Here is a 21,062-nt window from a genome sequence, read left to right on the forward strand (position 1 = left end):
TCTGGAATACTGGGTCGCCCGGTCAAGCCGGGCGATGACAGCAGAGATCGTGGCGCGAACCTACGTCACAACTTCAAACGTCAGCCCGGCATGGTCGACGAGCCGCGTGATCAGCTTGCCCTGCATCGCGGCTCCCGGCGTCCAGAAGCCCGCCGCGACGTCAGGCGTATCGCGCAGCAGGCAGATCGCGCATTCCGAGATCATCTTCGAGGTCGAGCCGTAGCCGGGATCGCGGTCGCCTTTCACCGCGGCGCGGACCTGGCGGCCGTCGGGCGCGATCGCGATGTAGAGCAGATCGTAGAGCCCGTTCTCGCGCTCTTCCTTCGACGGCCCCTCGCCCGGCTTCGGTGCGCTCGGACCGGTCTTGCCGGCATTGAGCGCCATCACGCGTTTCGCGTTCTCCTCGCCTTTCTCACCGGGACCAGTCAGCACCATCTCGTCATAGGTGAATTCCTTGCCGTACGGAAAACCCATCAGCATGTTGGAGCGATGGACGTTGCGCGTGTTGATCAGCGCCATCATGAACGGTGCGGCCCAGGATTGCAGATCGTCCTCGAAGACCGGCTTGTTGCCGCGCGGCTGCTTCGGGCCTTCGAATTCCGGCGTGAGCGCGAACGGATTGTTCAGGATCGCCACAAGGCTGAGATCCTTCGCGATCGCATCGAAGGTTGCCTTGGCGCTCGCCGCGGTGCCGCCGGACAGCGTGCCGCGCATGTCGCGCACGCGGCCCTTGACGCGCAGCGCCGGCGCGCCGATCACGCGCTTGGCTTCCTCCTGCACGAAGAGGGTGCCGAGTTCGAACGGCACCGAGTCGAATCCGCAGGAGAACACGATGCGCGCGCCGCTGGCTTTCGCGGCCGCCTCGTGCTTGTCGATCATCTGGCGCATCCAGACCGGCTCACCACAGAGATCGAGATAATCGGTACCGGCCTCCACGCAGGTCGCGATCAACTCATTGCCGTAGAGCTGGTACGGACCGACCGTCGAGATCACCGATTTGGTCTGCGCCACCATCGCCTGCAACGACGCGACATCGCTTGCATCGGCGACGATCAGCGGCGTATCGGCGGGCGCGCCGATCGCGTCACGAACCGACGCGAGCTTGTCCTTGCTGCGTCCGGCCATCGCCCATTTGAGGCTGCCGTCGCGATAATGCGCGGCGAGATATTCGGCGACGAGCTGGCCGGTGAAACCGGTTGCGCCATAGACGACGATGTCGAATTTCGACGAGGCCATAATCAAGGTTTCCTACAGGTCAAATTTGGAACCTTTTGTCATTGCGAGCGCAGCGAAGCAATCCATAAAACCCCGGCCGTTGCGCGGGCTTGATGCTACTTCTTCGCGTACGACACGCCCATTCCGGCGCGGACATCGGCCTGGATGCCATAGGGCGCGATCGGATAGCGCAGGCCGTTTTTGGCAAGTTGCTTCATGCCTGCGATCGCCTTCACCAGATAGGCCGGCGGCAACGCCATCAGCATTTCCTCGTCGGGCACGCCGCCATAGCGTCGCTCGGCGAAGCACGGCAGCGACAGGCTCGGCTCGCCGGTCTTCAATGCGCGGCCCCAGGAGTCCGCGCAGGCGGTCTCGCCGACAACGCCCCATTCGAACTTCTTATAACCAACATACTGCAGTCCGTTGATCAGGATGATCATCTGTCCCGGCGTCGCATAGACGAGGCAGATGTCAGGCGGATTGAGCCGGCCGCTGGTCAGCGGGCTCACCGCCATCGCCTGGTACTGGCCGTAAGGCACGACGTCGAGCGCCTCCTGGCGCTTGCGCGCATCCTCCGCTGTGCCGTGCCAGACGCCGACATAATTCTCGCCGGCGAGCCATTTCTCATCCTGCGGAGCGAGCCCGATCACCGCGCGGCACTGCGCGCCGACCAGATCGTCACCGGTGATGCCGACGGTCCAGCCGAGCCGCGACGCCATGCTGACGATCTGGTCGGTGGTGTGGATGGCCTGCGGCCGGCGGATTTTCGGGATCGCCTCCATGTCCTCGACGCGGGGGAACATCTTGATGCCGATCACCGTGGTCTTCAGCCGCAACAGATTGTTGAGATCGGCGACGATCCCGGCAAAATCGAAATGTTCCGGCGGCGTCTGTTGTTGCATGGCGAAAGCTCCCGTGATCGGCGGCTTCACGCCGCCTGCTGTGATGCTAGCCGGATAAGCGAGCGGAGGCGACAATCCCGTCGCGCGTCAGGGCGCCTTACGGCCCCGGGAATAACGTATCGGTCTTGCCGTTCAGCCTGTAAGCGACGAGCCCGAGCCATTCGCGAATGGCGATCTCGGTGCGCGACAGCCCGTCCATCGCGAAATTGGCGACGAACAGATCGCCCAGCCTGCCGACGCGCCAGTCGACCGGATAGGGTTCAACCGCAAATCCCGCCTTGCGAAACAACCCGACCGAACGCGGCATGTGATAGGCCGACGTGATCAGAAGCCAGCGCTCGCCCGGCTTCGGATTGACCAGCGCCTTGGAGAATTCGGCATTCTCCACCGTGTTGCGCGACTGCCGCTCGATGGTCAGACGCGATTTGTCAACGCCAAGGCCTTCCAGCACCTCGCCGGCATAGTCGCCTTCCTTAGCATCGTTCGAAACCAGGTTGGCATTGCCGCCGGTGAACACGATGCGTGCGTCAGGATATTGCCGCGCCAGCTCCGCCGCGACGATTACGCGGTCCGGAGCCTGTCGCACCACCGGAATCTTATGCGCGAGCGAGATATCAGGATCGACCGATCCGCCGAGAATGATGATGCCATCTGGCGCGCCGCGCGCCGGATTCCACGGCGGGAAGCGCTGCTCCAGCGAATAGATCAGGAGGTTGCCCACCGGCGAAAAGGCGATCACCGCAAGCAGCACGGAAGCGGCGACCACCAACCTGCGACCGAGCGCCGCAAACCGCGTCGGCATCAGGGCAGCGCCCAGCAAGCCGACGCCGATCAACAGATTCACCGGCAGCAGCATGATGCCGAGCGTTTTGGAGAGTACAAAAAACAAGGGAAGCCTCTGGGAAGTTCTGCCACAGCGTCATACGCTGCCGGAAGCGCAATCGAAAGACGTCACATGACCCATCATCACCTGAAATCCAGTCCCGAAACCTGTCATTGGGGGTTTTTCGAAGCCAGGCTGAAGCCGGTCCTGACGATTGCGAGCGGCGACGAGGTCACGATCGAAACCGTCAGCGGCGGTCCCGACGTGGTGCCTGATCGCGAGCAATTTCACGTCCCGCCGGAATTGGCCGACATCCACGTCAAGGTGGAACGGATGCTGCCGGGGCACATCCTCACCGGCCCGATCGCGGTAAGGGGTGCCGAACCCGGCGACGTGCTCGAGGTCGACATCCTCGATGTCCAGCTCCGGCAGGACTGGGGCTACAATCTGATCAAGCCGTTGTCCGGCACCCTGCCCGACGATTTCCACGAGCCGCGCATCGTCAACATCCCGCTCGATCGCGAACGCATGGTCGGCCGCATGCCCTGGGGCCTCGACCTGCCGCTGAAACCGTTCTTCGGCGTGATGGGCGTGTCGCCGCCGCCGGCCTGGGGCCGCATCTCCTCGCTGATCCCGCGCGCGATGGGCGGCAATCTCGACAACAAGGAATTGGGGCCCGGCGCCAAACTCTATCTGCCGGTGTTCGTGCCGGGCGCGCTGTTTTCCTGCGGCGACGGTCATGGCGTACAGGGCGACGGCGAGGTCTGCGTCACCGCGATCGAGACCGCGCTGACCGGCCGCTTCCGCCTGACCTTGCGCAAGGATATCAAGCTCGCCTATCCGCGCGCCGAGACCGCCGACCACTACATGACGATGGCGATGGACCCCGACCTCGACCAGTGCGTGGTGCGGGCGCTGCGCGACATGATCGTCCTGCTCGGCGAGAAGCGGAATCTCTCCCGCGAGGACGCCTATATGCTGTGCAGCCTCGCCGCCGACCTGCGCGTGACGCAGACCGTCAACGGCTCCAAGGGCATCCACTGCATGATCGCCAAATCGGTCGTGCACGGGTAACGATCGAAGTCATTCCGGGGCGATGCGCAGCATCGAACCCGGAATCTCGAGATTCCGGGTTCTCGCTTCGCGAGCCCCGGAATGACAGGGTGTTAAATCGCCGCACTTGTGCTCCACAACTTCGCGTCGGTACAATCCCCGTCCCAACGAACATAAACGACAGGGACGGACATGCTGAAGGACAGGCTTTCGCCGGCCGACGAGGCAGCGCGCGACCAGGAGATGCAGGACACGCTCGCCGCCTGCCCGCGCATTCTCGACCTGATTGCCCGCGGCCCGCTCGGCGCGCCGGAGGCCGAAGCTGCGATCTATCTGCGCTCGCCGCTCGATCCGAACCCGGTCGTGATCTCGAATGATCACCTGATGGGCTGCATCAAGGCGGCCGAGACCTACTTCCGTGGGCACGGCATCGGCAAGGACGACGCGGTGGCGATCCTGCTGCCGGTCTGTCCTGCGACCATGGTTGCGATCTTCGGCGCGGCCGCGTGCGGGATCGCCGAGCCGCTCAACCTGCTGTTCACGCGCGAGGCGATCGTAGCGCAGCTCAATGCCATCAAGGCAAAACTGTTGCTGGCGCCGCCGCCGGGCACGCCGGGCGGGCTCTATGAGAAGATCGAGGGCCTGCAACGCGAGGTGCCAAGTCTCAAGCGGATCGTGATCGTGCCGCTCGACGGCAGCATCGCCTTCGACGGCGAGGTGCAGCAGCCAGATCCGGCGTGGCGCGACGACTACGGCAAGTCAAAGGACATCAGCGAGGCCGACCGCGTCGCGGTGATGCTGCCGACCGGCGGCACCACCGGCCATCCCAAGGTGGCGCGGCTGACCAATCGCGCAATGGTCGCCTCCACCGTCTCCTCGCGGATGGCGCTCGACTTCCATCGTGGCGAACGTGCGATGATCACGATGCCGCTCTTCCATGTCGGCGGACTTTTTTGCACCTCGGCCAATGCTCTCGCGGCCGGCACCACCATGTTCATCCCCGGCCCGGCCGGCGCGCGTGATCCTACGCTGATCAGGCACTTCTGGAGCATTGTCGAGACCTACCGCGTCAACATCGCCGGCGGCGTGCCGACCACGCTCGGCGCGATCGCCGACGTCCCGGTCGGTGACAGCGACATCTCGAGCCTGCGCGTCACCGCCATCGGCGCCTCGGTCTGCCCGCCGGAGATCGAGCGACGTTATCTCGCGGCCTGGGGCGGCCCCTGCATTCAACAGCTCTACGGCATGACCGAGCTCGCCGGCGCCATCACCCACGACGTGCACGGCGTGAAGCCGCGCGCCGAGAGCGTCGGCACCCGCAATCCTCTGGTCGAGCTTGCGATCCTCGAGGGTGGCAAGCTGCACACCGCGCCGTGGCCCTCGCCGGTCGGCGAACTCCTGACCAGAGGGCCGCAGGTGTTCGCGGGCTATGTCGACAAGCAGCAGACCGAGGAGGCCTTCCGCGACGGCTGGCTGCGCACCGGCGATATCTGCCGGATCGATGCCGACGGCTTCGTCTACATCCTGGGCCGCGCCAAGGACGTCATCATCCGCGGCGGCCACAACATCGATCCGCGCGCGATCGAGGACGCGGCGCTGCAATTCCCGGGTGTTGCGCTCGCCGCCGCGGTCGGCCGTCCCGACGCCTATGCCGGTGAGGTGCCGATGCTGTTCGTCTCGGCACAGCCTGGCGTCCACATCGATGCGCAGGCACTTGCCGCCTTCGTCCAGGACAACATCCCCGAGCCGCCGGCGCGGCCGCGCGCGGTGTCGGTCATTGCCGAGATGCCGGTCACGCCCGTCGGCAAGATCTTCAAGCCCAAGCTGCGCGAGATCGCCGCCGGCGAAGCCGCGCGCGAGCTGCTGGCGCTGGAGGGGCTGTCTGGAGAGGTCAGCGTGGAGGCGATCACCGACCCGTCCCGCGGGCTGTACCTCAGCGTGACCGCGACGCCGGACAAGGCGGAAACCGCTGAGCGGTTGCTCAAGAGGTTTCCGGTCAAGGTTGAATTGCGCTCCTAACCCCTTATCCAGATTTGAGATTCTGGGCTCACCGAAGGTCCCGCCGAAGCGGCGGGTTGGTCGCGCGCGGGCGGCGAAGCGCGGCCCGATGCATTCGGCTTGACTTCGTGCCCTATTCCTAAATAGACTCTAAATAGATACTTTTCAGTACACGCGTTCAGAGTTAGCGTTCTCTCATGGCTACGGAAAAGGCCGAAACCGACCGCGTACCGGTCACGTTGGCGCTCTCGACCATCGGATACCTCGAGAGGCTGGTGAGACAGGGCACCCACGGCACGAGCGTCCCGGGCGTTGCACGGACATTGATCGAGGAAGGCATTCGGCTCGCCATCAAGGACGGGCTGCTTGCGATCCGCGACAACGGCCGCGCGCCCTGAGGGCACGCGCGGACTTGTGCGCGGCGGTTCAACAGAACGTGGAACCGTCAGATGATCGAACCAACCTGGACGCCCGAGCGCGTCGAACAGCTCAGAAGCTATTTTGAAGCCGGCCTCTCCTGCCGCGACATTGCCGGCAATATCGGCGTCAGCCGCAACGCCGTGATCGGCAAGCTCTCCCGGCTGAACCTGTCCCGCGGCGCCCCCGATGGCGAGCGGCGGCCGCGAAGAAGGAAGCCCGCCGCGCCGGCCGAGCGGCCGAGCGCGAAACAGCAGCTTGTCATGCTGCAGGCGGTTTACGACCAGAAAGCCGACGACGCGCCGGTCGTGAGTTCGAACAGCTGCTCGCTGCTCGAATTGAGCGAGCAGCGCTGCCGCTGGCCGATCAACACGCCGGGTGCCGACGATTTCTGCTTCTGCGGCAACACGCCGCTCGGCGGCATGCCCTATTGCTCAGGGCACTCCCGCCTCGCCTATCAAACCGGCTCACGCCAACGCGCAGCACGCGGTTAATCAACCGACCTTCCAGCCGGTCGCCGCCACGATGCTCTGATAGAACTCCGGCGTGTAGGCCTGCTCGGGCGTCTTGCGCACACGCTCGTCGAGCAAATGCGCATCATCGCCCACCAGGATGCGCCATCGGTCGGCCTTCACACCGTCGAGGATGATCCTGGCGGCAGCGGCCGCCGTGGTCGGCGCCTCGTCGTGGAAGATGCGCGCGCGGTCGAGTGCGATCTGCTGGATGGCTTGATCCGACAGCGCCGCGACGTCGACGCCCTGCCCCTGCAGGCGCTGGCGGGCCTGCTTGATCTCGTCGGGGTTGAGTTGGTCGGAACCATTCTGCACCTTGCGCGAGTTCGACACGATCGAGGTACCGATATGGCCGGGCATCACCACCGAGCATTTCACATGCGGCGCGTTGAGGCGAAGATCGTTGATCAGCGCCTCCGTAAAACCCTTCACCGCGAATTTCGCGGCGCTATAGGCAGTGTGCGACACGCCCATGCCGACCGAGGCCCAGAAGCCGTTGACGCTTGAGGTGTTGACGATGTGGGCCTCGTCGGCCTTCACCAGCAGCGGCAGGAAGGTGCGGACGCCGAGATAGACGCCGCCCCAGCAGATGTTGAAGGTGCGCTCCCATTGCTCGCGCGTGTTGGTGAACAGGCTGCCGCCGCCGCCGATGCCGGCATTGTTGAACAACAGATGGATATTGTCGGTGGCCTGCTGCTCGATCAGCTCGTCGCGAAACCGCTTGTAGTGATCCTCGATCGAGACGTCGGCGATGTGGGTCGTGATGCGCAGGCCCTGCGGCAACTTCTCGACCTCGCAGAGCCGCTTGGTCTCCGCCATCGCCTCGGCCGAGACGTCGCACATCGCGACATTGCAGCCTTCTGCGACCAGCTGGCGCGCCAGTTCACGCCCCATGCCCGTGCCACCACCCGTGATCACGGCAATCTTTCCGGCAAAATCCTTCATCTGAGATCCGTTTCTTCCCTGCTTGTTTTTGTTCCGGTTGAAGCGCGGATCGCAATCCCAACCGTTTGGCCGATCCACACTACATCACGGAGTCATCGCCCATCAACGGCACCCGCCGCGCAATCGCCGCAGGACGTCCGCGCGACGGAATGAACAGCCTGAGCAGGCCGCGCCACGAGAAATCGAGGACCACCTCGTGGTGCCGCAGCCCCTTGCCGCCTTTCACCAGCCCGAGATCCCGTATCAAGCAATACTGGCCGCTGCTCATACGAGCCAGGCGGCTGTTCCTGAAGCGCCCCATGGACCGCGAGAATGCATTACGGATCGATTCCGTCAAATCTTGACGGCGTCGAATCGGTAGCGGCGGCAGCTGCGGACCCATCGAACGATCTCGGCCGCCGGCTCCCGCCAAGGGCGTTCTGTTTCTGTTTCCGTTTTCCGTCTTCGGACCACCGTCCGGCTCGTCGGGCCCGTAATAGTCCGTTTCTTGAAAAGCGAAGGAAACGCACGCAATCTGTGCGCGATGCTTCCAGCCTCGCTGAAGCGAATTGATCGTTAAGTGTTTTCTTTTGGGGGGATATTCATGCGCGTCCTGAGCCTCGCATTCGTCGTCATCACCTTGCTGTCCGCAGTGGCCGCCGAAGCACGGCAGGCCAAGATCGGAGACAAGACGCTCAGTGTCTCGCCACCGGCCGGGTTCTGCGAAGTCGACAAATCCAACAAGCACGACGCCGGTTGGCTCACCAGTGTGATCAACCTGATGAACACCGCCGGGGTCACCGTCATTGCTGCGTTTCCCGACTGCAAGGAGCTGGCGCAAATGCGCAAGACCAACCAGTTCATGCAGACCAAGTTCTACGTGACCGCGGCCACCGCCGCGATCGGAAAGTCATCGTCAAAGACCGTGTCCGAGACCTGCGACGAGCTGAAGACGCGGGAGTATTCAGCCGAAGACAAGGTCAAGCTGGCGAAGGCGGCCGAGGACTACGCCAACGGGAATTCCGCCGTTGATGCCAAGGCGCTCGGCGTGCTCGACGAAACCAAGGGCGAGGTCTGCTATGTCGCGACGCTGCAGAAGGTGAAGACGAAGGCCGGCGATCTCTCGACAATGCTTGCGCTGTTCGTCGTCACCTACATCGATGACAATCTGCTGTTCCTGTATCAGTACACGCCGTATGTCGACGCCAACTCGATGCCGTCGGCGTTTGCGAATCTGAAGATCATCTATTCGCAGTTCTCCGCCGCCAACAGGAAATGAAGCCGCGAATCCCTGAATCAAAAACCTCCGGCAGGGCATTGCCGGAGGTTTGGGAGGCTTAGCAGCAAGCTAAGAGCCATCATTGAATGTGTTGGCTGCTGCTTATGTAGTTTAGTAAATCAGGTAAGTAAATAAGTTTGCGAACCAATGAATCGCATGGCTAATCTTCGCCATTCGCGTGGATCAAAGCGTCGCACCTGCGATCGCCGCTTATTCTCGCCATAAAAAAAACCCCGGCAGTTTCCTGCCGGGGTTCTGTTGGATCGTGATCAGATCAACCGGTGTTTACCAGTTGCGCTGAGCGCGGAGGAGCAGCATCACAGTGTCCTGGTCCTTCAGCTCGTACGTCGCGGTCGGCTTGCCGACCGAAGCAGCGGCCGTGGTGATCGTGCCCGCGTACTTCTGATCGAGATGGGTGTAGGTCACTTCGCCCGAGAAAGTCAGGTTCTTGACCGGGGTCCACCGGGTGAGCAGACCGAGCTGCGCAATGTTGTAGTCGGGGTTGCAGGAAGTCACGCCGGCGCCGCCGGCGAATGCGGTCCGGAACGTGCCGCCCACGCCACCGACGCCGCAGATGTAGGACTTAGCCGTGTCGTTATACATGATCGCGGCATAAGCACCGTAGAGGCTGGTGTTCCAGTAGGCATTCCAGTTGTGGGTGTAGGCGCCACGGAAGCCCCAGGTCTTGATGGTCTGCTGCTGACCACCGGCGACGAACACCGTGTCAGGCGCCGTGCCGAAGCCGACGCTGCCATAAGCACCCGGCAGGTTCGAACCGCTGTAGATCGCGATCGAGCTGGCCTGGCTGGCGAGGTCCTGGATGTTGTAACGGGTTGCACCATCCGTATACACGCCCTGGACGTTGATCGTGTCGCCAGCACCGGTCGGGATGTTCTTGATCGACAAGGCCAACGCACCGGCATAGCCCCACTTGTCGTCCGGATGACCGGTGACTTCGGTGGCGCCGTAGTAGGCCGCGTGGTTGTCATGCGCCGCAACCGACGCCTGGAACAGACCCCAAGCCTGCTCGACCTTGAACGAAGCGATCAAGTCCGGCGCGATCGTGCCGGCCAGGTCGCTGGAGCCATAAGCACCACCAGCAGCGAGGTTGTTCGTGCCAGCCTGCGAGTACGCCGTCTGGTCCTGCGCCGATAGAGTAAACGTCGAGCCATTGCCGAACTGCGCAGTGTAGCTGAACTGGTTCACGCCGGTGGTCGTGTTGACGCCACCGACCAGGGCGTCGAAGTTGTTGCCCGGATAGCCGTTCCAGGGAGCAGCGAACTGCGAGACCGACTTACCGATGGTGAAGCCGGCGAACTGGATGAAGGCGTAATAGACGCCGACCGCACCGCCAGCGACGTTGCCGCCGCTCGCGTTGCCCGGAGCAGAGGCCGTGCCGAGCGGCGCGTAAATGGTCGAGCCTGCCGTAGCTCCCGGTCCGTAGTTGTCAGACGTCCAGGTGAACACCGCATCGAAGTAGGTGCGGACCACGCCGTATTCGGTCGCGGTGCGCGTATCGATGTTGAAGTCTTCACGCGAACGCCAGATGTAGCCGTTCGTGAAGCGGTTGTTGGCACCACCGGCGCCGTTGTAGTTGGGGCCGTAGACGCTGTTGCCATTGACCACAACGTCGGCGCGCAGGTAGCCGCCCAGCTTGATGCAGGTGTCGGTGCCGGGGATGTAGTAGAAGCCGGGACCGTACAGGGAGCAAATCTTCACGTATTCGACCGCTTTGGCCTTGACGGGAAGATCAGCCGCCTGAGCTCCGCCGACCGCCATCAGCGCAGCCGCCGAGCCCAGGATAAGGCTGTTCACGAATTTCATATTAACCTCCAAGTTGCTCATATGCGGAGAGTCCAGGCCGCGATCGCGTCCCTTGATCCCCCGCCTATTCGAAGACCGCCTGGCCAAGTCGCGCCCTCAGAACGATCTGCAGGAGCGCGATGGATGCGAGCAGTCAACGCAACGGGTCGATCGAGATTCCCCTACCGCCGAGGTCCAATATGCATGCGCGGGTTTGCTAATCAAAATAGTTTATAAAGTCAGCTATACGAATGGGGCCGCACTGTGTCTCGCCAGCAACGCTGCCGGTACCCCATTGCTTGCACGGGAAAATCCGTCGCAGGCGAAAAAGTACGTTCGTCATGCAAACATCATAATTTGTTTGCGTACACTTGCGTTCGTGGCACAGTTACGAGAACATTATACCTGCGGCGAGCCAAACAAGAATCAATCAGCGCAAAGCTGTCTGCCGGCGACGAGGAAGGGACAGCTGTGTCAGTGACCAGGAAGGATGCGACGCGGCAACGCGCCATCGAAAATCTCGACATCATCAAGCGCTTCACCCTGGAAATTTCCTCCATGAACTGTCACCTCGAAGAGGTCCGCCAGTTCTGGGGAAAGACGCTCGGCATCACCGGTCCGCAATGGATGATCCTGATGGCGGTGTCCGATCTCGACAAGGACGGCGGCGTGCCGGTCAATTTGGTGTCGAAACTGCTTCACGTCGATCCGTCGTTCGTGACCACCCAGTCGAAGATCCTGGAGCAGAAAGAGCTGCTGCGCCGCGGGCCCTCGCCTGACGATGCGAGGGTGGTCCGGTTGGCGCTGACCGACAAGACCAGGAAGCACTTGGCGAGTCTCGCCGAAGAGTACAAGTCGTTCAAGGCATGCGTCTTCTCGGAGTTCAGCGAGAAGGAGTTGGCGGAGTTCACGGCCAAGCTCGCCACGCTAAACAGCCGCCTCGAAAAGGCGTGTCTGACCGTCGCGCTGAATTACACTCTTTGAGGCTGCGGCTGTAAGCCGGGACTCCGATGGCGCCGCACCCCCGGCTGGCCATGCGACGGCCGTCTCCGTAGCCACTATTATTTTGCTATGAAAGGCACCGCAGATCCATATCGATTTGTTACGCCAATTTCAGCAGATGATCCGAACCAATTCCGGCGGCCAGCCTTGGCCGCGGGCCGGAAACAGGAGAAGGATTTGTCTCGCAGAAAGTCGATTTGCAGGATCACGGCGGCTGTCGGACTGCTTCTGACGAGCGCCGCTTCTGCTCTCGCCCAATCCACGCCTCAGCCCGCCCAGGACGGCATGCTCAAAAGCGGGCCGCCAGCCTGGGACGCAAATCACGACGGCGTCTACACCTGCGATGAATGGAAGAGTTTTGCCGACCGGATCTTTACCTCGGCAGATCGCAACCGCGACGGCAAGCTCGACCCATCCGAATTCGCCATCGTCCAGAAAATCGATCCCAGTCTGGCGGACGCCGATTTCGGCTATTTCGACGAGAACCAGGACGGCAAGATCACGCGCAAGGAGTTCGTCGAGAAGCCGAACGCATTCATCCTGCGCTTCGACCGCAACGGTGATTGTCGCGTCACCGGCGACGAAATGAGAGCGGCGAACGCGCCAAAGGGCCCCCAAGGCCCGGTCGAGCGGCCGCGGGACAGGTTTCATTGATAAGTCCGCGCCTCTCGCGGAACTCCGGCCCTTTACGAAATCCCTATAACAAGCCCTCCCCGGCCCGGCCGAATTCCTATGCCGGGAGGGCTATGTTTGCGCTTGCGGCAGATGCACAAGCGAGCTGCGGGTTCGCCCGTGAGCGGCACGCCGCGCGCGGTGTCGGTACGAGTCTTGCTTGAAAATCCGTGACACCGCGAGTGGGGCAAAAGCCCAGCCGAGGACTCCGATGATGTTTCGCAAGATGCCCGGAATGCGCATTCTGTTCGCGATGATGCTGGCGTTCATCGGCAGCAGCGCTGCGAATGCGGAGAACCCCGACATCAGCAGCCGGCGGGCTTCCGAGCGCACGGAGTTCACCAATGACGAGATCAAGGACGGCTTCTTCAAGATCGCGCTGAAGGCCGAACTGCAACTGGACGGCCCTGTCAACCGCGTCCGCAAGTTCGATGAACCGGTCAGGATCTTCGTAGACAGCAAAGGTCTCCCCGATCGCCGTTCGGAAATATCGACAATCGTCGCCGACATCCGTTCCCGTGTGAACAATCTCGATGTGGCGGTGACGAACGACCGTCAGGCTGCCAACGTCACGGTCGTCCTTGTCTCCGAGCGCGATCTGAAGCGGACCATTCGATCGCGCTACGGCAGCCGCAAGGCAACGCGCATCCAGCAATCGCTCAATCCCGAATGCCTGTCGGGCATCGGCAAGGACAAGCTCTATCGTATCAGGCGCGCCGAAGTGATCCTGCCGGTCGATGCCGGCGAGTTCACCTTCTACGATTGTGCGTATGAGGAATTGCTGCAAGCACTCGGCGCGATCAATGACGACGCTTCCATCCCCTGGACCATGTTCAACGACGACGTCCAGATGGGCTTCTTCGACGTTTACGATCAGTATCTTCTCAATGTCCTGTACGACCCGCGCATTCGCGCAGGGATGACCAAGGAAGAGGTCGCGGGCGTCCTGCCCGAGGTCCTGCCGGCGGTGCGGACATGGATCAGCAACGTCAATCCGGCGCACGCCGCGCAAAACCAACAACCATCCGGCGTGCGCGCCAAGACCGGCGCGCTACTTCAGTCAACCACCGCGCAAACCACGGGGTCGTCGGGGCCGGCTAGCGGTAACCGTGCGTCCGCGATGGATTCTTCGCCGACGACGACGAATATTCCGTAATCCCGACGTCACGATTGCGCGCCGTCCGCGTGACGTGCGAGGTCGCGACCTGGTGGGTGGCAGAGTATTTTGAGGCCGCACTGGCCGACGCTCCAGCCTGGGCCGGTTGGCTTACCAGCAGTGCGACGGCAGCGGCCGCGAGCGTTCCAGAAACGGTGGCAACGAGTTTGGACATGACAGCCTCCATTCGGTTCGAGACAACTCAAACCGAACGAGCCCAAACGTTTCCTGTCGACGGCCCTGTTCGGCGTCTTGTCGTCCCTTCAAGCGATGATGATCTCGATGCGAACAAAGCGCAAGGAACCGTCGGGCGTTGCGCGAAAGATCAGCAAAGCCCTCTGAGCGGTGAAAGAAGCAGCAGATCGTCAGATTCACGTAATGAAAGACTCTATCTCGCACTGCACACGAGCTTCGACACCGCGTCCGCTCTGCCATCACCCCTTCCGTTCGGGGGGTCTTACTTCGTGCTCTTGGCGGACTCCGTTGGGCGGGCGACGCCCCATGGATCGTATTTCTTGCTCGGCTCAGGGATGCGATCGAGAGCGGCCTTGTAGGCCTTTTCGTCGATCTTCGGATGGTTTTCAGTGGGAGGACCGCGGTATCCCCCGCCCTTCTGGCCGATCTGAGCATCTGCCGGAACGATCGACGATGAAATGATCGTGGCCGCAACCGCCAGCGTCTTGATCGCTTTTGCTCGTCCCATCATCTGCGTTCCTGTTCTCGATGATCGGACGCAACTTGACTCGGCTTCTCAGCGCATACCGGCCAGCTTCCGGTCGTCTAGTTTTCGGCTGGCCCGCGCCACATCGGGGATTTCGGACCGCCGTAATAGCGCATCGGTCCAAGCTGGGACGGCTGCTGCCGCACAAGCATCGCCGCCTTTGCCGATCCCTGCACGCTACCTCGTGAGGCCTCATTGTCGGCCGGACCGCGCCACATCGGGGATTTCGGTCCGCCATAATAACGCATCGCCCCAAGCTGGGTCGGCTGCAGCGAAATCAGCTCCGCGTGGCTGTTGGCGAACGCGTGGTGCGCATGAAGGTGAGCATGCAGATGCCCGCTGCGGTGCCTTGCAGACGCCTCGCCGCTGACAACTGATGTCAGCAGCGCGCCGAACAGAATCGCAAAGCCCCACCGCGCAATCCTGGCAACAATGCCGGTCATCATCAGCCTCCAATCAATCCCGGTTAAACTACTGGCCTGACCACATCGGAGACTTCGGGCCTCCGTAGTATCTCATCTGCGCATTGCCATCGGCTCGCTCGGACCTGGTGTTTCCGAGATCGACGGCGCATCCGGCACTGCCCGCACAGAGCACCGCAACGGCGACCACGACCCGGATTCTCTGGACCAGTGCAAAGCCGTTCACTGCCGCTCCTGTTCTGCAGACCGGCGCACCGCGCTTGCGGCAACGCCGTTCTGCCTGCGTCGCGTCAGTACTTCTTCAGTACTTCATCAGTATTTGGCGACGACCGGGCCGCCGAACTTGAAGTCCAGGCCGAGCGTCACGACCGAATAGGTATTGTCCACGGTGTAGGGAATCTGGCCGTTGGTCGGAGCGAGACGCTCGTACCTGCCGAAGTCGTAGTAGCGATATTCGAACTTGCCGATCAGGTTGTTGGTGATCGCGTAGGCGATGCCGGCACCGGCTGCGAGGCCGCTTCGGTTCGCGCTGAACTGGTCGACGCCAAACACCGGATCGGTGTTGGTGTGCTGGAGATTGCCGTAAGCCCAGCCACCGGTGAAAAACAGCAGCAAGCGGTCGACGGCGATACCGCCTCGCGCAAGAACCGTCACACCGCTCCGAAGACTGGTTGCGTCAATCGAGGCAATCGGGAGCGTGCCGGCGTTGAACTGGGAGATATCGCTGCCCTTGATGCCGGACCAGAAGCCGCCGACTTCGATACCACCGACCATGTTGCCGCTTTGGACGTTGTAGCCGGCCTCGCCGCCGGCAACCGCACCCGTCGAATCATAGTTGATCGTGTAGTTGGCGAAGCCGGCCGGCCCGAGCGCGTTGTTGAGATTGTGATTGCCGTAGCCGCCGCCGCCGTAGACGCCGACGTAGAAGCCGGACCAGTCATACGTTGGCGAGGCGAGCGCCGGAGCCTTGGTGTAGGCCGGCAAATCCGCCGCGAGCGCCGGTGACATCAGCCCAAGCACCCCAAGCGAGACCGTGGTGAAAAGAATTCGCTTCATTGTTAGCCCCTGTCGAATTTATCTGATCGGATGTCCGGCGGCATACGCCGCCGGACCCTTGCAACGCATCAGAAGTGAATGATGATGTCCGCCGAGCCGATGATCGCGTAATTCCTGTTCGGCGCGATGCCCAGGTTCGCATTGCCGTTGAAGGCATTCGCATCCAGCGACCTGTAATACGAAACCTCAGGCCTGATCTCGATCTGCGGCGAGAACCAGTGTTGCCAGCCGATACCGGTTTCGATGTAGGCAGTCTTGACGCCGGTGCGCTGTCCCTGGAAGTCGTTAACGTATTCCAGACGGTACGAGATATTGTCGAGCGGCGACGCCTTGTAGTTCAGGTACATCAACGCCGTCTGCCAGCTTGCGGTGCACGACAGCGGAGTTGCGCTCTTGCAGATCGCGCCGCCGGGAGCGTTGAACGGCATGTATTGCGGCGAGAACGGCGTGCCGCCGCCTGCGATGATCGCCTGCGTCGTCGGGTTGAGCAGGTTCGGAACGTTGTTCTGGTGCTCGTTGTAGGACTCGATCGAGATGTGCCACTGATCGTTGAACTTGTGATAATAGGTCAAGCCGTACCATTGCAGGTTGTTGTAACCAAACTGGCCACCGTTGATGCCGTCGGCGACGACGTTGATGTCGTCGTTTCCGCTGTCGCTGGTCCAGCGGATGCCGAGGGTGATGCTCGGTGTCGCGCCTGGATCCTTCGGCATGGTGGCTCCGGGATAGAGCGCGTTCGGCATCGGATTCGGGATCGTGGCGCCGACATGCCAGGGCATTGCCTCGGTTCCGGCAACAATGCCGGTCTGCAGTATCCAGTTCTTGTTCAGCGCGAGGGTCGCCTCGACACCGGTGTTGGTATAGTTGTCGAACGTGTAGGTCATCGAGTGCGAGTACATGTAATTGTTCGGCGCAAGCTGGGCTTCGATATCCGGAATCGAGATGAACCGTCCGAACCGGATCAGCAGGCCGTCCATCACCTGCGGAATGAACACCTCGCCATAGGCCATCGGCATGTCGTAGCCGTTGTTCTTGTTCTGGTTCAGGAGCTGGTAGCTCCAGAGCCCGTACGCCGTCGTGTAGCGGTAATTCTCGCCGTAGATCGGCGCGAGGCGGAAGCCCCAGTCGACGTGATCCTTCTGGACCGTGTCGGGAAGGCGCTCGATGTAGAGCACGGCCTGATCGAGCTGCACCGTGTTCGGATTGTAGCTATAGGCTGCGGGCGAGTTGCCGCCGCGCACCGTGTTGGTCGAGAGGTTGCCGCCGGGATCGACCCAGCCGTAAACCTGGATGTGTGCGTCGTTCATCCACTGCCCGGCTGCGGTATTCGACAGCGCCGCCATCAGCGGGCTGTCGATCGAGCTCGGCCGCGTCACGCCAAGGCTGGTCGTGCCGCCATACGGCCATTCGGTGAACGGATAAGGCGGCGTGGACACGGGCGCGGGCGGGTATTCAGGGCGGCGTGACGCAGGCGCCTTCGGGTCGGCCGGCGCGGCATCGTGTCCCCACTCGAGGCGATAGTAATTGATGAAGCGGGTGAAGAAGTCGCTGCCGAGATACGGGTCGAGACAGCTGTAATTCTTGTAGGGATCGCCGCCGTATGGGCATGGCCCCTTCGATTGATCCGCCGCTTGGGCTGCACTGCTCAGACCGAATGCGGCCAATGAGACGCCCGCCAGAAGAATTCTTTTCATAATCTTGCCCCACATTGCGGTCACAGGTGCATTCGCTTTCGCGACGCAGCGTTAACCCTCGGAGCGATCTTTCGTTGTGAGGCTGGTAAAAATCGATACGGCTTGCCGCACGTTTCCATAGAAAAAAAATAGCTGAATCGAAATCTTTCACGTCGTCTGCATTCGGAAGCGTCAATTGCACGTCGATTTGCTCAAAGATCCGGCGAGAAACACGACAATTCCAAGAAAAACGCGAACAAACCGCTGTTGTTTGTGTCGTGATGTGTCTTTTCCGTTACATGACGCGAGGCTTACAGCCGATTCATTCCGGCCAACAAACATCGCACGGACGCGCGACTACATTTTTTTTATGAACGCGGCCTACCTTGTGCATCGAAGATATATGCCGCACGTCGCTATGCTTATGCATTGAACAGATTTGTTCACTCATCGTGAGACGAACGTGCAGGTCAACCGCCGCGCGCGGGATAGTGCCGCAAACCTGAAACTCTTCGGTCGTTCATCCGCAGCGCGTCCGGCTGGTCACCGCGGCCCTCTCCTGTTTGAGCGATATCTCAACTTCAGCCTGATCCCATGAAGCCTTCCGAACTGACCGCCCTGATCGATGAGTAAACCAGGCAATGTCGTTCTGCTGATCGAGGACGAGGCGAAAATCAGGCGGTTTCTTCGCGCAGGCTTCGAGATTCACGGCTTCTCCGTGTTCGAGGCCGAAAGCGCCGCGGCCGGATTGAAAACCGCAACGTTCAATCCGCCGGACCTCGTCATCCTTGATCTGGCTCTGCCGGACATGCATGGGGTGGAGGTGCTCGAGCGGCTCCGCGCGTGGTCAAACGTTCCGGTGATCATTCTATCCGTCACATCGAACGAGGACGAAAAGGTCCGGCTGCTGCAGGCAGGCGCCGACGATTACGTGGTCAAGCCGTTCGGCATCGCCGAACTGCTCGCGCGCGGCGAAGCCGCCTTGCGGCGCTATTTCAGGCGTGCGACCGAGAACTCCGTGATCGTGGCCGGACCGCTGTCGATCGAACTCGCCAGCCGAACCGTTTCCCTCAACCAGACCAAGATCCGACTGACGCGAAAGGAGTATCGCCTGCTCCACATCCTGGCGACGCATGTCGGCCTGGTCGTGACGCACGACCAGTTGCTCGCGGAAATATGGAGCGGCAACCAGCGCGACAATATCCAGTATCTGCGAACCCTGGTTCGCAAGCTCCGTCAGAAGATCGAAACCGATCCGAACACCCCCCGGCTTCTGGTCACCGAACCGGGGGTCGGCTATCGCCTGCACTCCCGCCTTGAGACGGGCTCGTACGGGTAACGTTCAAACCGCCTCGCGCCGCCGCGATCGGCTGCCGCTGACCGATGGTTGCAAAATAATATACTTCGGTCTCGAAAATTCGCATTCTGCACAAATTCTGGAACTTTGGGGTCAGTGCAGGTCCTCACCGATAATTTCAGTTTTGATCGCTTTCAGCGGCAAAACCCGGTGTTGGCCGTCATGGTGTCAGCCATTGCCCTTCGACGGCCCGCGCAACAATCGGGCACAACGCCCTCTGCGTAATCGCCACCTGCATAATTTTAGAAGACGCGGTTTGCGCTGCGGTGGTGTTAGCATTGGCTTGCGACGCCCTTGAACAAGGCTTCGTGTTTACTCCAAGTGAGCGCTAAGTGAGCCCGTCCGAATTCCAGCTTCGGACGGGCTTTTTGCTGATCTAACGCAGAAATATGCAGCCGATGCGATCGATCAGCCTGCCAATGCAGCCTCGCAAAACGGCAATTTCATCGTCCGTGGCATCGATCAGCGTTGCAAAACGCCCAACCTCGTCCGATCACTTCAATCGAAGCGTGGATATTCTTTCGCTATTTTTCGAAAAGCTTTTCGATGCCGCAGACGCGCAACGCGCGATTGGAAAATGCACTTGCAACAGCGCCGAGCCGCAATTCGCAGTCGCACAAATTTTTTCTTCAAACTAGTTTTGTTTCAGGTTGATGAAATCGTGGCAGCGCGGCCGCGCAGGGGGATGACATGCGTCGACAGATGAAATTGATTTTGGCTGCTTGTATTGCGTGGACATCCGGAGCTGCCGGTGTCGCGTCGGCGGCTGACATGGCCGTCAAGGCCCGGCCGGTCGTAGCCCCGATCTACAACTGGCAGGGCTGCTACATCGGCGGCAACGTCGGCGGCGGCTGGAGCCGGATGACGACGACTCAGTCGGTGATCGATCCGGGCATCCCCGCCACCGGAAACTACGGCCGTGAAAACGATAGCGGCTTCATCGGCGGCGCCCAGGCCGGCTGCGACTTCGTGGCAGGCAAGGATCTGGTGTTCGGCGTGCAGGGCATGTTCGATTTCGGCAGCGTCAAGGGCCAACACGCGCTGACCGACTTCCCGACCTTCTCGGAAACCAACAATTTCCGATCGGTCGGCACCGCGACCGGCAGGATCGGCTACCTCTGGACGCCGCAATTCCTCGGCTACGTGAAGGGCGGCATGGCGTTCCTGCGCAACAAGAACGAGGTCTTCACCCCCGGCGGCGCGCTGCTCGAATCGGCAAGCTTCACCTTGCCCGGCATGACCGTCGGCGTTGGTGGTGAATATATGTTCGCGCCGAATTGGTCGGCATTCCTGGAATGGAACTACATGTGGATCGAGGACACCTCGGGCCAGCATTTCGTCGCCCCGGGCACAGCGATCGGCGAGGTCCTGAACGTGAAGCAGACGGCAGAAACCGTCCAGTTCGGCATCAACTACAAATTCCACTGGGACGGACCGCTGGTCGCGAAATACTGAGGTCTCTCTCCAGAGTACTCAAAGCTCCGGCATCGCCCGGGGCTTTTTTTGTGGCCGAGTGCTGCTTTCGCTCAGACAGAACAGCTGCTTTCGCTCAGACAGAACAAAGGCCATGTGGGCGTTACTCCTCATGGCCTTTGGTGGGACTGTCCCGCTCCTCGCGTAGATTCCGTCACCGCAACGATTCAATGAAACAGACCTGATCTCGTTCCGGGTCCGTGTGCACAAATGCGAGGCGTGCCTTCGAGTGTCATTCAAGGGCGTGACACGAGGCCCAGCTTCCGCCAAGCCTCCTTGATGCAGTTACTTCTGCTGCTGGCTCTTCGAGTGCGCCTGATCGCTGTGCTGATTGGCGGTCTGTGAATGTTGCTTTGCAGCGGAGGCGTGCTCCTTGCCCTTGGTGTGATCGCCCTTGCCATGATGTTCCGCAGCGGAACGGTGTGCCTTGGCTGCAGTCTCGTGATGCTCAGCAGCCTTGTTATGCTCGTCTCGTGCCAAGGTCGTTTCCTCGTCATTCGCTCCCAGCGCGAACCAAGTCGGCCATGACGCCATGGGTTCCTCCGCAACCAAGCATCACACGGAAATGTTTCCCTCACTGCGACACGAGAAACTCCCTATGCTC

21 protein-coding genes are annotated in these 21,062 nt (G+C 61.5%); 10 read left to right on the forward strand and 11 right to left on the reverse strand.

Annotated features, from left to right (window positions below; all coding sequences use genetic code 11):
* Positions 1 to 60 precede the first annotated feature (60 nt).
* The 3 genes from UP09_RS33055 to UP09_RS33065 form a co-directional block, all read right to left on the reverse strand.
* Positions 61 to 1,236 carry a saccharopine dehydrogenase family protein gene (locus tag UP09_RS33055; protein ID WP_044542477.1) on the reverse strand — a complete coding sequence of 392 codons (1,176 nt, stop codon included), beginning with the start codon at positions 1,234 to 1,236 and terminating at the stop codon, positions 61 to 63.
* 95 nt (positions 1,237 to 1,331) lie between these two features.
* Complete coding sequence (locus UP09_RS33060) at positions 1,332 to 2,117, reverse strand: DUF169 domain-containing protein (protein ID WP_044542740.1); 786 nt, start codon at positions 2,115 to 2,117, stop codon at positions 1,332 to 1,334.
* Between the two features lie 97 nt (positions 2,118 to 2,214).
* On the reverse strand, positions 2,215 to 3,006 hold the full coding sequence (locus tag UP09_RS33065) for a YdcF family protein (protein ID WP_082070373.1): 792 nt from the start codon (positions 3,004 to 3,006) through the stop codon (positions 2,215 to 2,217).
* A 66-nt stretch (positions 3,007 to 3,072) separates the two neighbouring features.
* On the opposite strand from UP09_RS33065, the gene UP09_RS33070 reads away from it, so the two are divergent.
* The 4 genes from UP09_RS33070 (at position 3,073) to UP09_RS33085 (ending at position 6,902) form a co-directional block, all read left to right on the forward strand.
* Positions 3,073 to 4,014 (forward strand): acetamidase/formamidase family protein, encoded by a 942-nt coding sequence (locus UP09_RS33070; protein ID WP_044542478.1) that lies wholly within the window; start codon positions 3,073 to 3,075, stop codon positions 4,012 to 4,014.
* A gap of 171 nt (positions 4,015 to 4,185) precedes the next feature.
* Complete coding sequence (locus tag UP09_RS33075) at positions 4,186 to 6,012, forward strand: AMP-binding protein (protein ID WP_044542479.1); 1,827 nt, start codon at positions 4,186 to 4,188, stop codon at positions 6,010 to 6,012.
* Between the two features lie 176 nt (positions 6,013 to 6,188).
* Positions 6,189 to 6,389, forward strand: coding sequence for a hypothetical protein (locus UP09_RS33080; RefSeq protein WP_044542480.1), 201 nt, complete (start codon positions 6,189 to 6,191; stop codon positions 6,387 to 6,389).
* Positions 6,390 to 6,440: 51 nt separating this feature from the next.
* Positions 6,441 to 6,902 (forward strand): GcrA family cell cycle regulator, encoded by a 462-nt coding sequence (locus UP09_RS33085; protein ID WP_044542481.1) that lies wholly within the window; start codon positions 6,441 to 6,443, stop codon positions 6,900 to 6,902.
* Here the strand turns inward: UP09_RS33085 and UP09_RS33090 are convergent, their stop codons facing one another.
* Positions 6,903 to 7,865, reverse strand: coding sequence for an SDR family NAD(P)-dependent oxidoreductase (locus tag UP09_RS33090; RefSeq protein WP_044542482.1), 963 nt, complete (start codon positions 7,863 to 7,865; stop codon positions 6,903 to 6,905).
* Positions 7,866 to 7,944: 79 nt separating this feature from the next.
* Complete coding sequence (locus UP09_RS38680) at positions 7,945 to 8,133, reverse strand: hypothetical protein (RefSeq protein WP_044542483.1); 189 nt, start codon at positions 8,131 to 8,133, stop codon at positions 7,945 to 7,947.
* A gap of 315 nt (positions 8,134 to 8,448) precedes the next feature.
* Between UP09_RS38680 and UP09_RS33100 the strand changes: the two genes are divergently transcribed.
* Positions 8,449 to 9,123 carry a hypothetical protein gene (locus UP09_RS33100; protein WP_044542484.1) on the forward strand — a complete coding sequence of 225 codons (675 nt, stop codon included), beginning with the start codon at positions 8,449 to 8,451 and terminating at the stop codon, positions 9,121 to 9,123.
* Positions 9,124 to 9,408: 285 nt separating this feature from the next.
* On the opposite strand, the gene UP09_RS33105 is transcribed toward UP09_RS33100, so the two are convergent.
* Entirely contained in the window at positions 9,409 to 10,947 is a 1,539-nt protein-coding gene (locus UP09_RS33105; RefSeq protein WP_044542485.1) for a porin, read from the reverse strand.
* A 450-nt stretch (positions 10,948 to 11,397) separates the two neighbouring features.
* On the opposite strand from UP09_RS33105, the gene UP09_RS33110 reads away from it, so the two are divergent.
* From UP09_RS33110 to UP09_RS33120, 3 genes are all read left to right on the forward strand, one after another.
* Positions 11,398 to 11,910 carry a MarR family winged helix-turn-helix transcriptional regulator gene (locus tag UP09_RS33110; protein WP_044542486.1) on the forward strand — a complete coding sequence of 171 codons (513 nt, stop codon included), beginning with the start codon at positions 11,398 to 11,400 and terminating at the stop codon, positions 11,908 to 11,910.
* 87 nt (positions 11,911 to 11,997) lie between these two features.
* Positions 11,998 to 12,582 (forward strand): EF-hand domain-containing protein, encoded by a 585-nt coding sequence (locus UP09_RS37255; RefSeq protein ID WP_082070374.1) that lies wholly within the window; start codon positions 11,998 to 12,000, stop codon positions 12,580 to 12,582.
* 253 nt (positions 12,583 to 12,835) lie between these two features.
* Positions 12,836 to 13,756: a DUF2927 domain-containing protein gene (locus UP09_RS33120; protein ID WP_245302316.1), complete on the forward strand. Its 921-nt coding sequence runs from the start codon at positions 12,836 to 12,838 to the stop codon at positions 13,754 to 13,756.
* Positions 13,757 to 14,213: 457 nt separating this feature from the next.
* Here UP09_RS33120 and UP09_RS33125 read toward each other — a convergent pair whose 3' ends face one another.
* The 4 genes from UP09_RS33125 to UP09_RS33140 form a co-directional block, all read right to left on the reverse strand.
* Positions 14,214 to 14,459 (reverse strand): hypothetical protein, encoded by a 246-nt coding sequence (locus tag UP09_RS33125; RefSeq protein ID WP_502689104.1) that lies wholly within the window; start codon positions 14,457 to 14,459, stop codon positions 14,214 to 14,216.
* A gap of 77 nt (positions 14,460 to 14,536) precedes the next feature.
* On the reverse strand, positions 14,537 to 14,920 hold the full coding sequence (locus UP09_RS33130; protein ID WP_156164894.1) for a hypothetical protein: 384 nt from the start codon (positions 14,918 to 14,920) through the stop codon (positions 14,537 to 14,539).
* 291 nt (positions 14,921 to 15,211) lie between these two features.
* Entirely contained in the window at positions 15,212 to 15,955 is a 744-nt protein-coding gene (locus UP09_RS36525; RefSeq protein WP_052833283.1) for an outer membrane protein, read from the reverse strand.
* A gap of 68 nt (positions 15,956 to 16,023) precedes the next feature.
* On the reverse strand, positions 16,024 to 17,649 hold the full coding sequence (locus UP09_RS33140; protein WP_082070407.1) for an outer membrane beta-barrel protein: 1,626 nt from the start codon (positions 17,647 to 17,649) through the stop codon (positions 16,024 to 16,026).
* A 604-nt stretch (positions 17,650 to 18,253) separates the two neighbouring features.
* Between UP09_RS33140 and UP09_RS33145 the strand changes: the two genes are divergently transcribed.
* Positions 18,254 to 18,967, forward strand: coding sequence for a response regulator (locus tag UP09_RS33145; protein ID WP_044542489.1), 714 nt, complete (start codon positions 18,254 to 18,256; stop codon positions 18,965 to 18,967).
* Between the two features lie 789 nt (positions 18,968 to 19,756).
* Positions 19,757 to 20,440 (forward strand): outer membrane protein, encoded by a 684-nt coding sequence (locus tag UP09_RS36530; RefSeq protein WP_052833284.1) that lies wholly within the window; start codon positions 19,757 to 19,759, stop codon positions 20,438 to 20,440.
* Between the two features lie 303 nt (positions 20,441 to 20,743).
* On the opposite strand, the gene UP09_RS33155 is transcribed toward UP09_RS36530, so the two are convergent.
* The gene (locus tag UP09_RS33155; RefSeq protein WP_044542490.1) at positions 20,744 to 20,992 is read right to left on the reverse strand and encodes a hypothetical protein; all 249 of its coding nucleotides are present in this window, start codon (positions 20,990 to 20,992) and stop codon (positions 20,744 to 20,746) included.
* Between the last annotated feature and the right edge of the window lie 70 nt (positions 20,993 to 21,062).

Source organism: Bradyrhizobium sp. LTSP885 (genome assembly GCF_000938305.1).
Lineage (GTDB): Bacteria > Pseudomonadota > Alphaproteobacteria > Rhizobiales > Xanthobacteraceae > Bradyrhizobium.

Coding starts and splice junctions, on each gene's coding strand:
- UP09_RS33060 (WP_044542740.1), bottom strand. CDS start 2,117: ATGCAACAACAGACGCCGCCGGAACATTTCGATTTTGCCGGGATCGTC.
- UP09_RS33155 (WP_044542490.1), bottom strand. CDS start 20,992: ATGGCGTCATGGCCGACTTGGTTCGCGCTGGGAGCGAATGACGAGGAA.
- UP09_RS37255 (WP_082070374.1), top strand. CDS start 11,998: ATGAAAGGCACCGCAGATCCATATCGATTTGTTACGCCAATTTCAGCA.
- UP09_RS33125 (WP_502689104.1), bottom strand. CDS start 14,459: ATGGGACGAGCAAAAGCGATCAAGACGCTGGCGGTTGCGGCCACGATC.
- UP09_RS38680 (WP_044542483.1), bottom strand. CDS start 8,133: ATGAGCAGCGGCCAGTATTGCTTGATACGGGATCTCGGGCTGGTGAAA.
- UP09_RS33140 (WP_082070407.1), bottom strand. CDS start 17,649: ATGAAAAGAATTCTTCTGGCGGGCGTCTCATTGGCCGCATTCGGTCTG.
- UP09_RS33075 (WP_044542479.1), top strand. CDS start 4,186: ATGCTGAAGGACAGGCTTTCGCCGGCCGACGAGGCAGCGCGCGACCAG.
- UP09_RS33120 (WP_245302316.1), top strand. CDS start 12,836: ATGCGCATTCTGTTCGCGATGATGCTGGCGTTCATCGGCAGCAGCGCT.
- UP09_RS33055 (WP_044542477.1), bottom strand. CDS start 1,236: ATGGCCTCGTCGAAATTCGACATCGTCGTCTATGGCGCAACCGGTTTC.
- UP09_RS33145 (WP_044542489.1), top strand. CDS start 18,254: ATGAGTAAACCAGGCAATGTCGTTCTGCTGATCGAGGACGAGGCGAAA.
- UP09_RS36530 (WP_052833284.1), top strand. CDS start 19,757: ATGGCCGTCAAGGCCCGGCCGGTCGTAGCCCCGATCTACAACTGGCAG.
- UP09_RS33105 (WP_044542485.1), bottom strand. CDS start 10,947: ATGAAATTCGTGAACAGCCTTATCCTGGGCTCGGCGGCTGCGCTGATG.
- UP09_RS36525 (WP_052833283.1), bottom strand. CDS start 15,955: ATGAAGCGAATTCTTTTCACCACGGTCTCGCTTGGGGTGCTTGGGCTG.
- UP09_RS33100 (WP_044542484.1), top strand. CDS start 8,449: ATGCGCGTCCTGAGCCTCGCATTCGTCGTCATCACCTTGCTGTCCGCA.
- UP09_RS33080 (WP_044542480.1), top strand. CDS start 6,189: ATGGCTACGGAAAAGGCCGAAACCGACCGCGTACCGGTCACGTTGGCG.
- UP09_RS33085 (WP_044542481.1), top strand. CDS start 6,441: ATGATCGAACCAACCTGGACGCCCGAGCGCGTCGAACAGCTCAGAAGC.
- UP09_RS33130 (WP_156164894.1), bottom strand. CDS start 14,920: ATGACCGGCATTGTTGCCAGGATTGCGCGGTGGGGCTTTGCGATTCTG.
- UP09_RS33070 (WP_044542478.1), top strand. CDS start 3,073: ATGACCCATCATCACCTGAAATCCAGTCCCGAAACCTGTCATTGGGGG.
- UP09_RS33090 (WP_044542482.1), bottom strand. CDS start 7,865: ATGAAGGATTTTGCCGGAAAGATTGCCGTGATCACGGGTGGTGGCACG.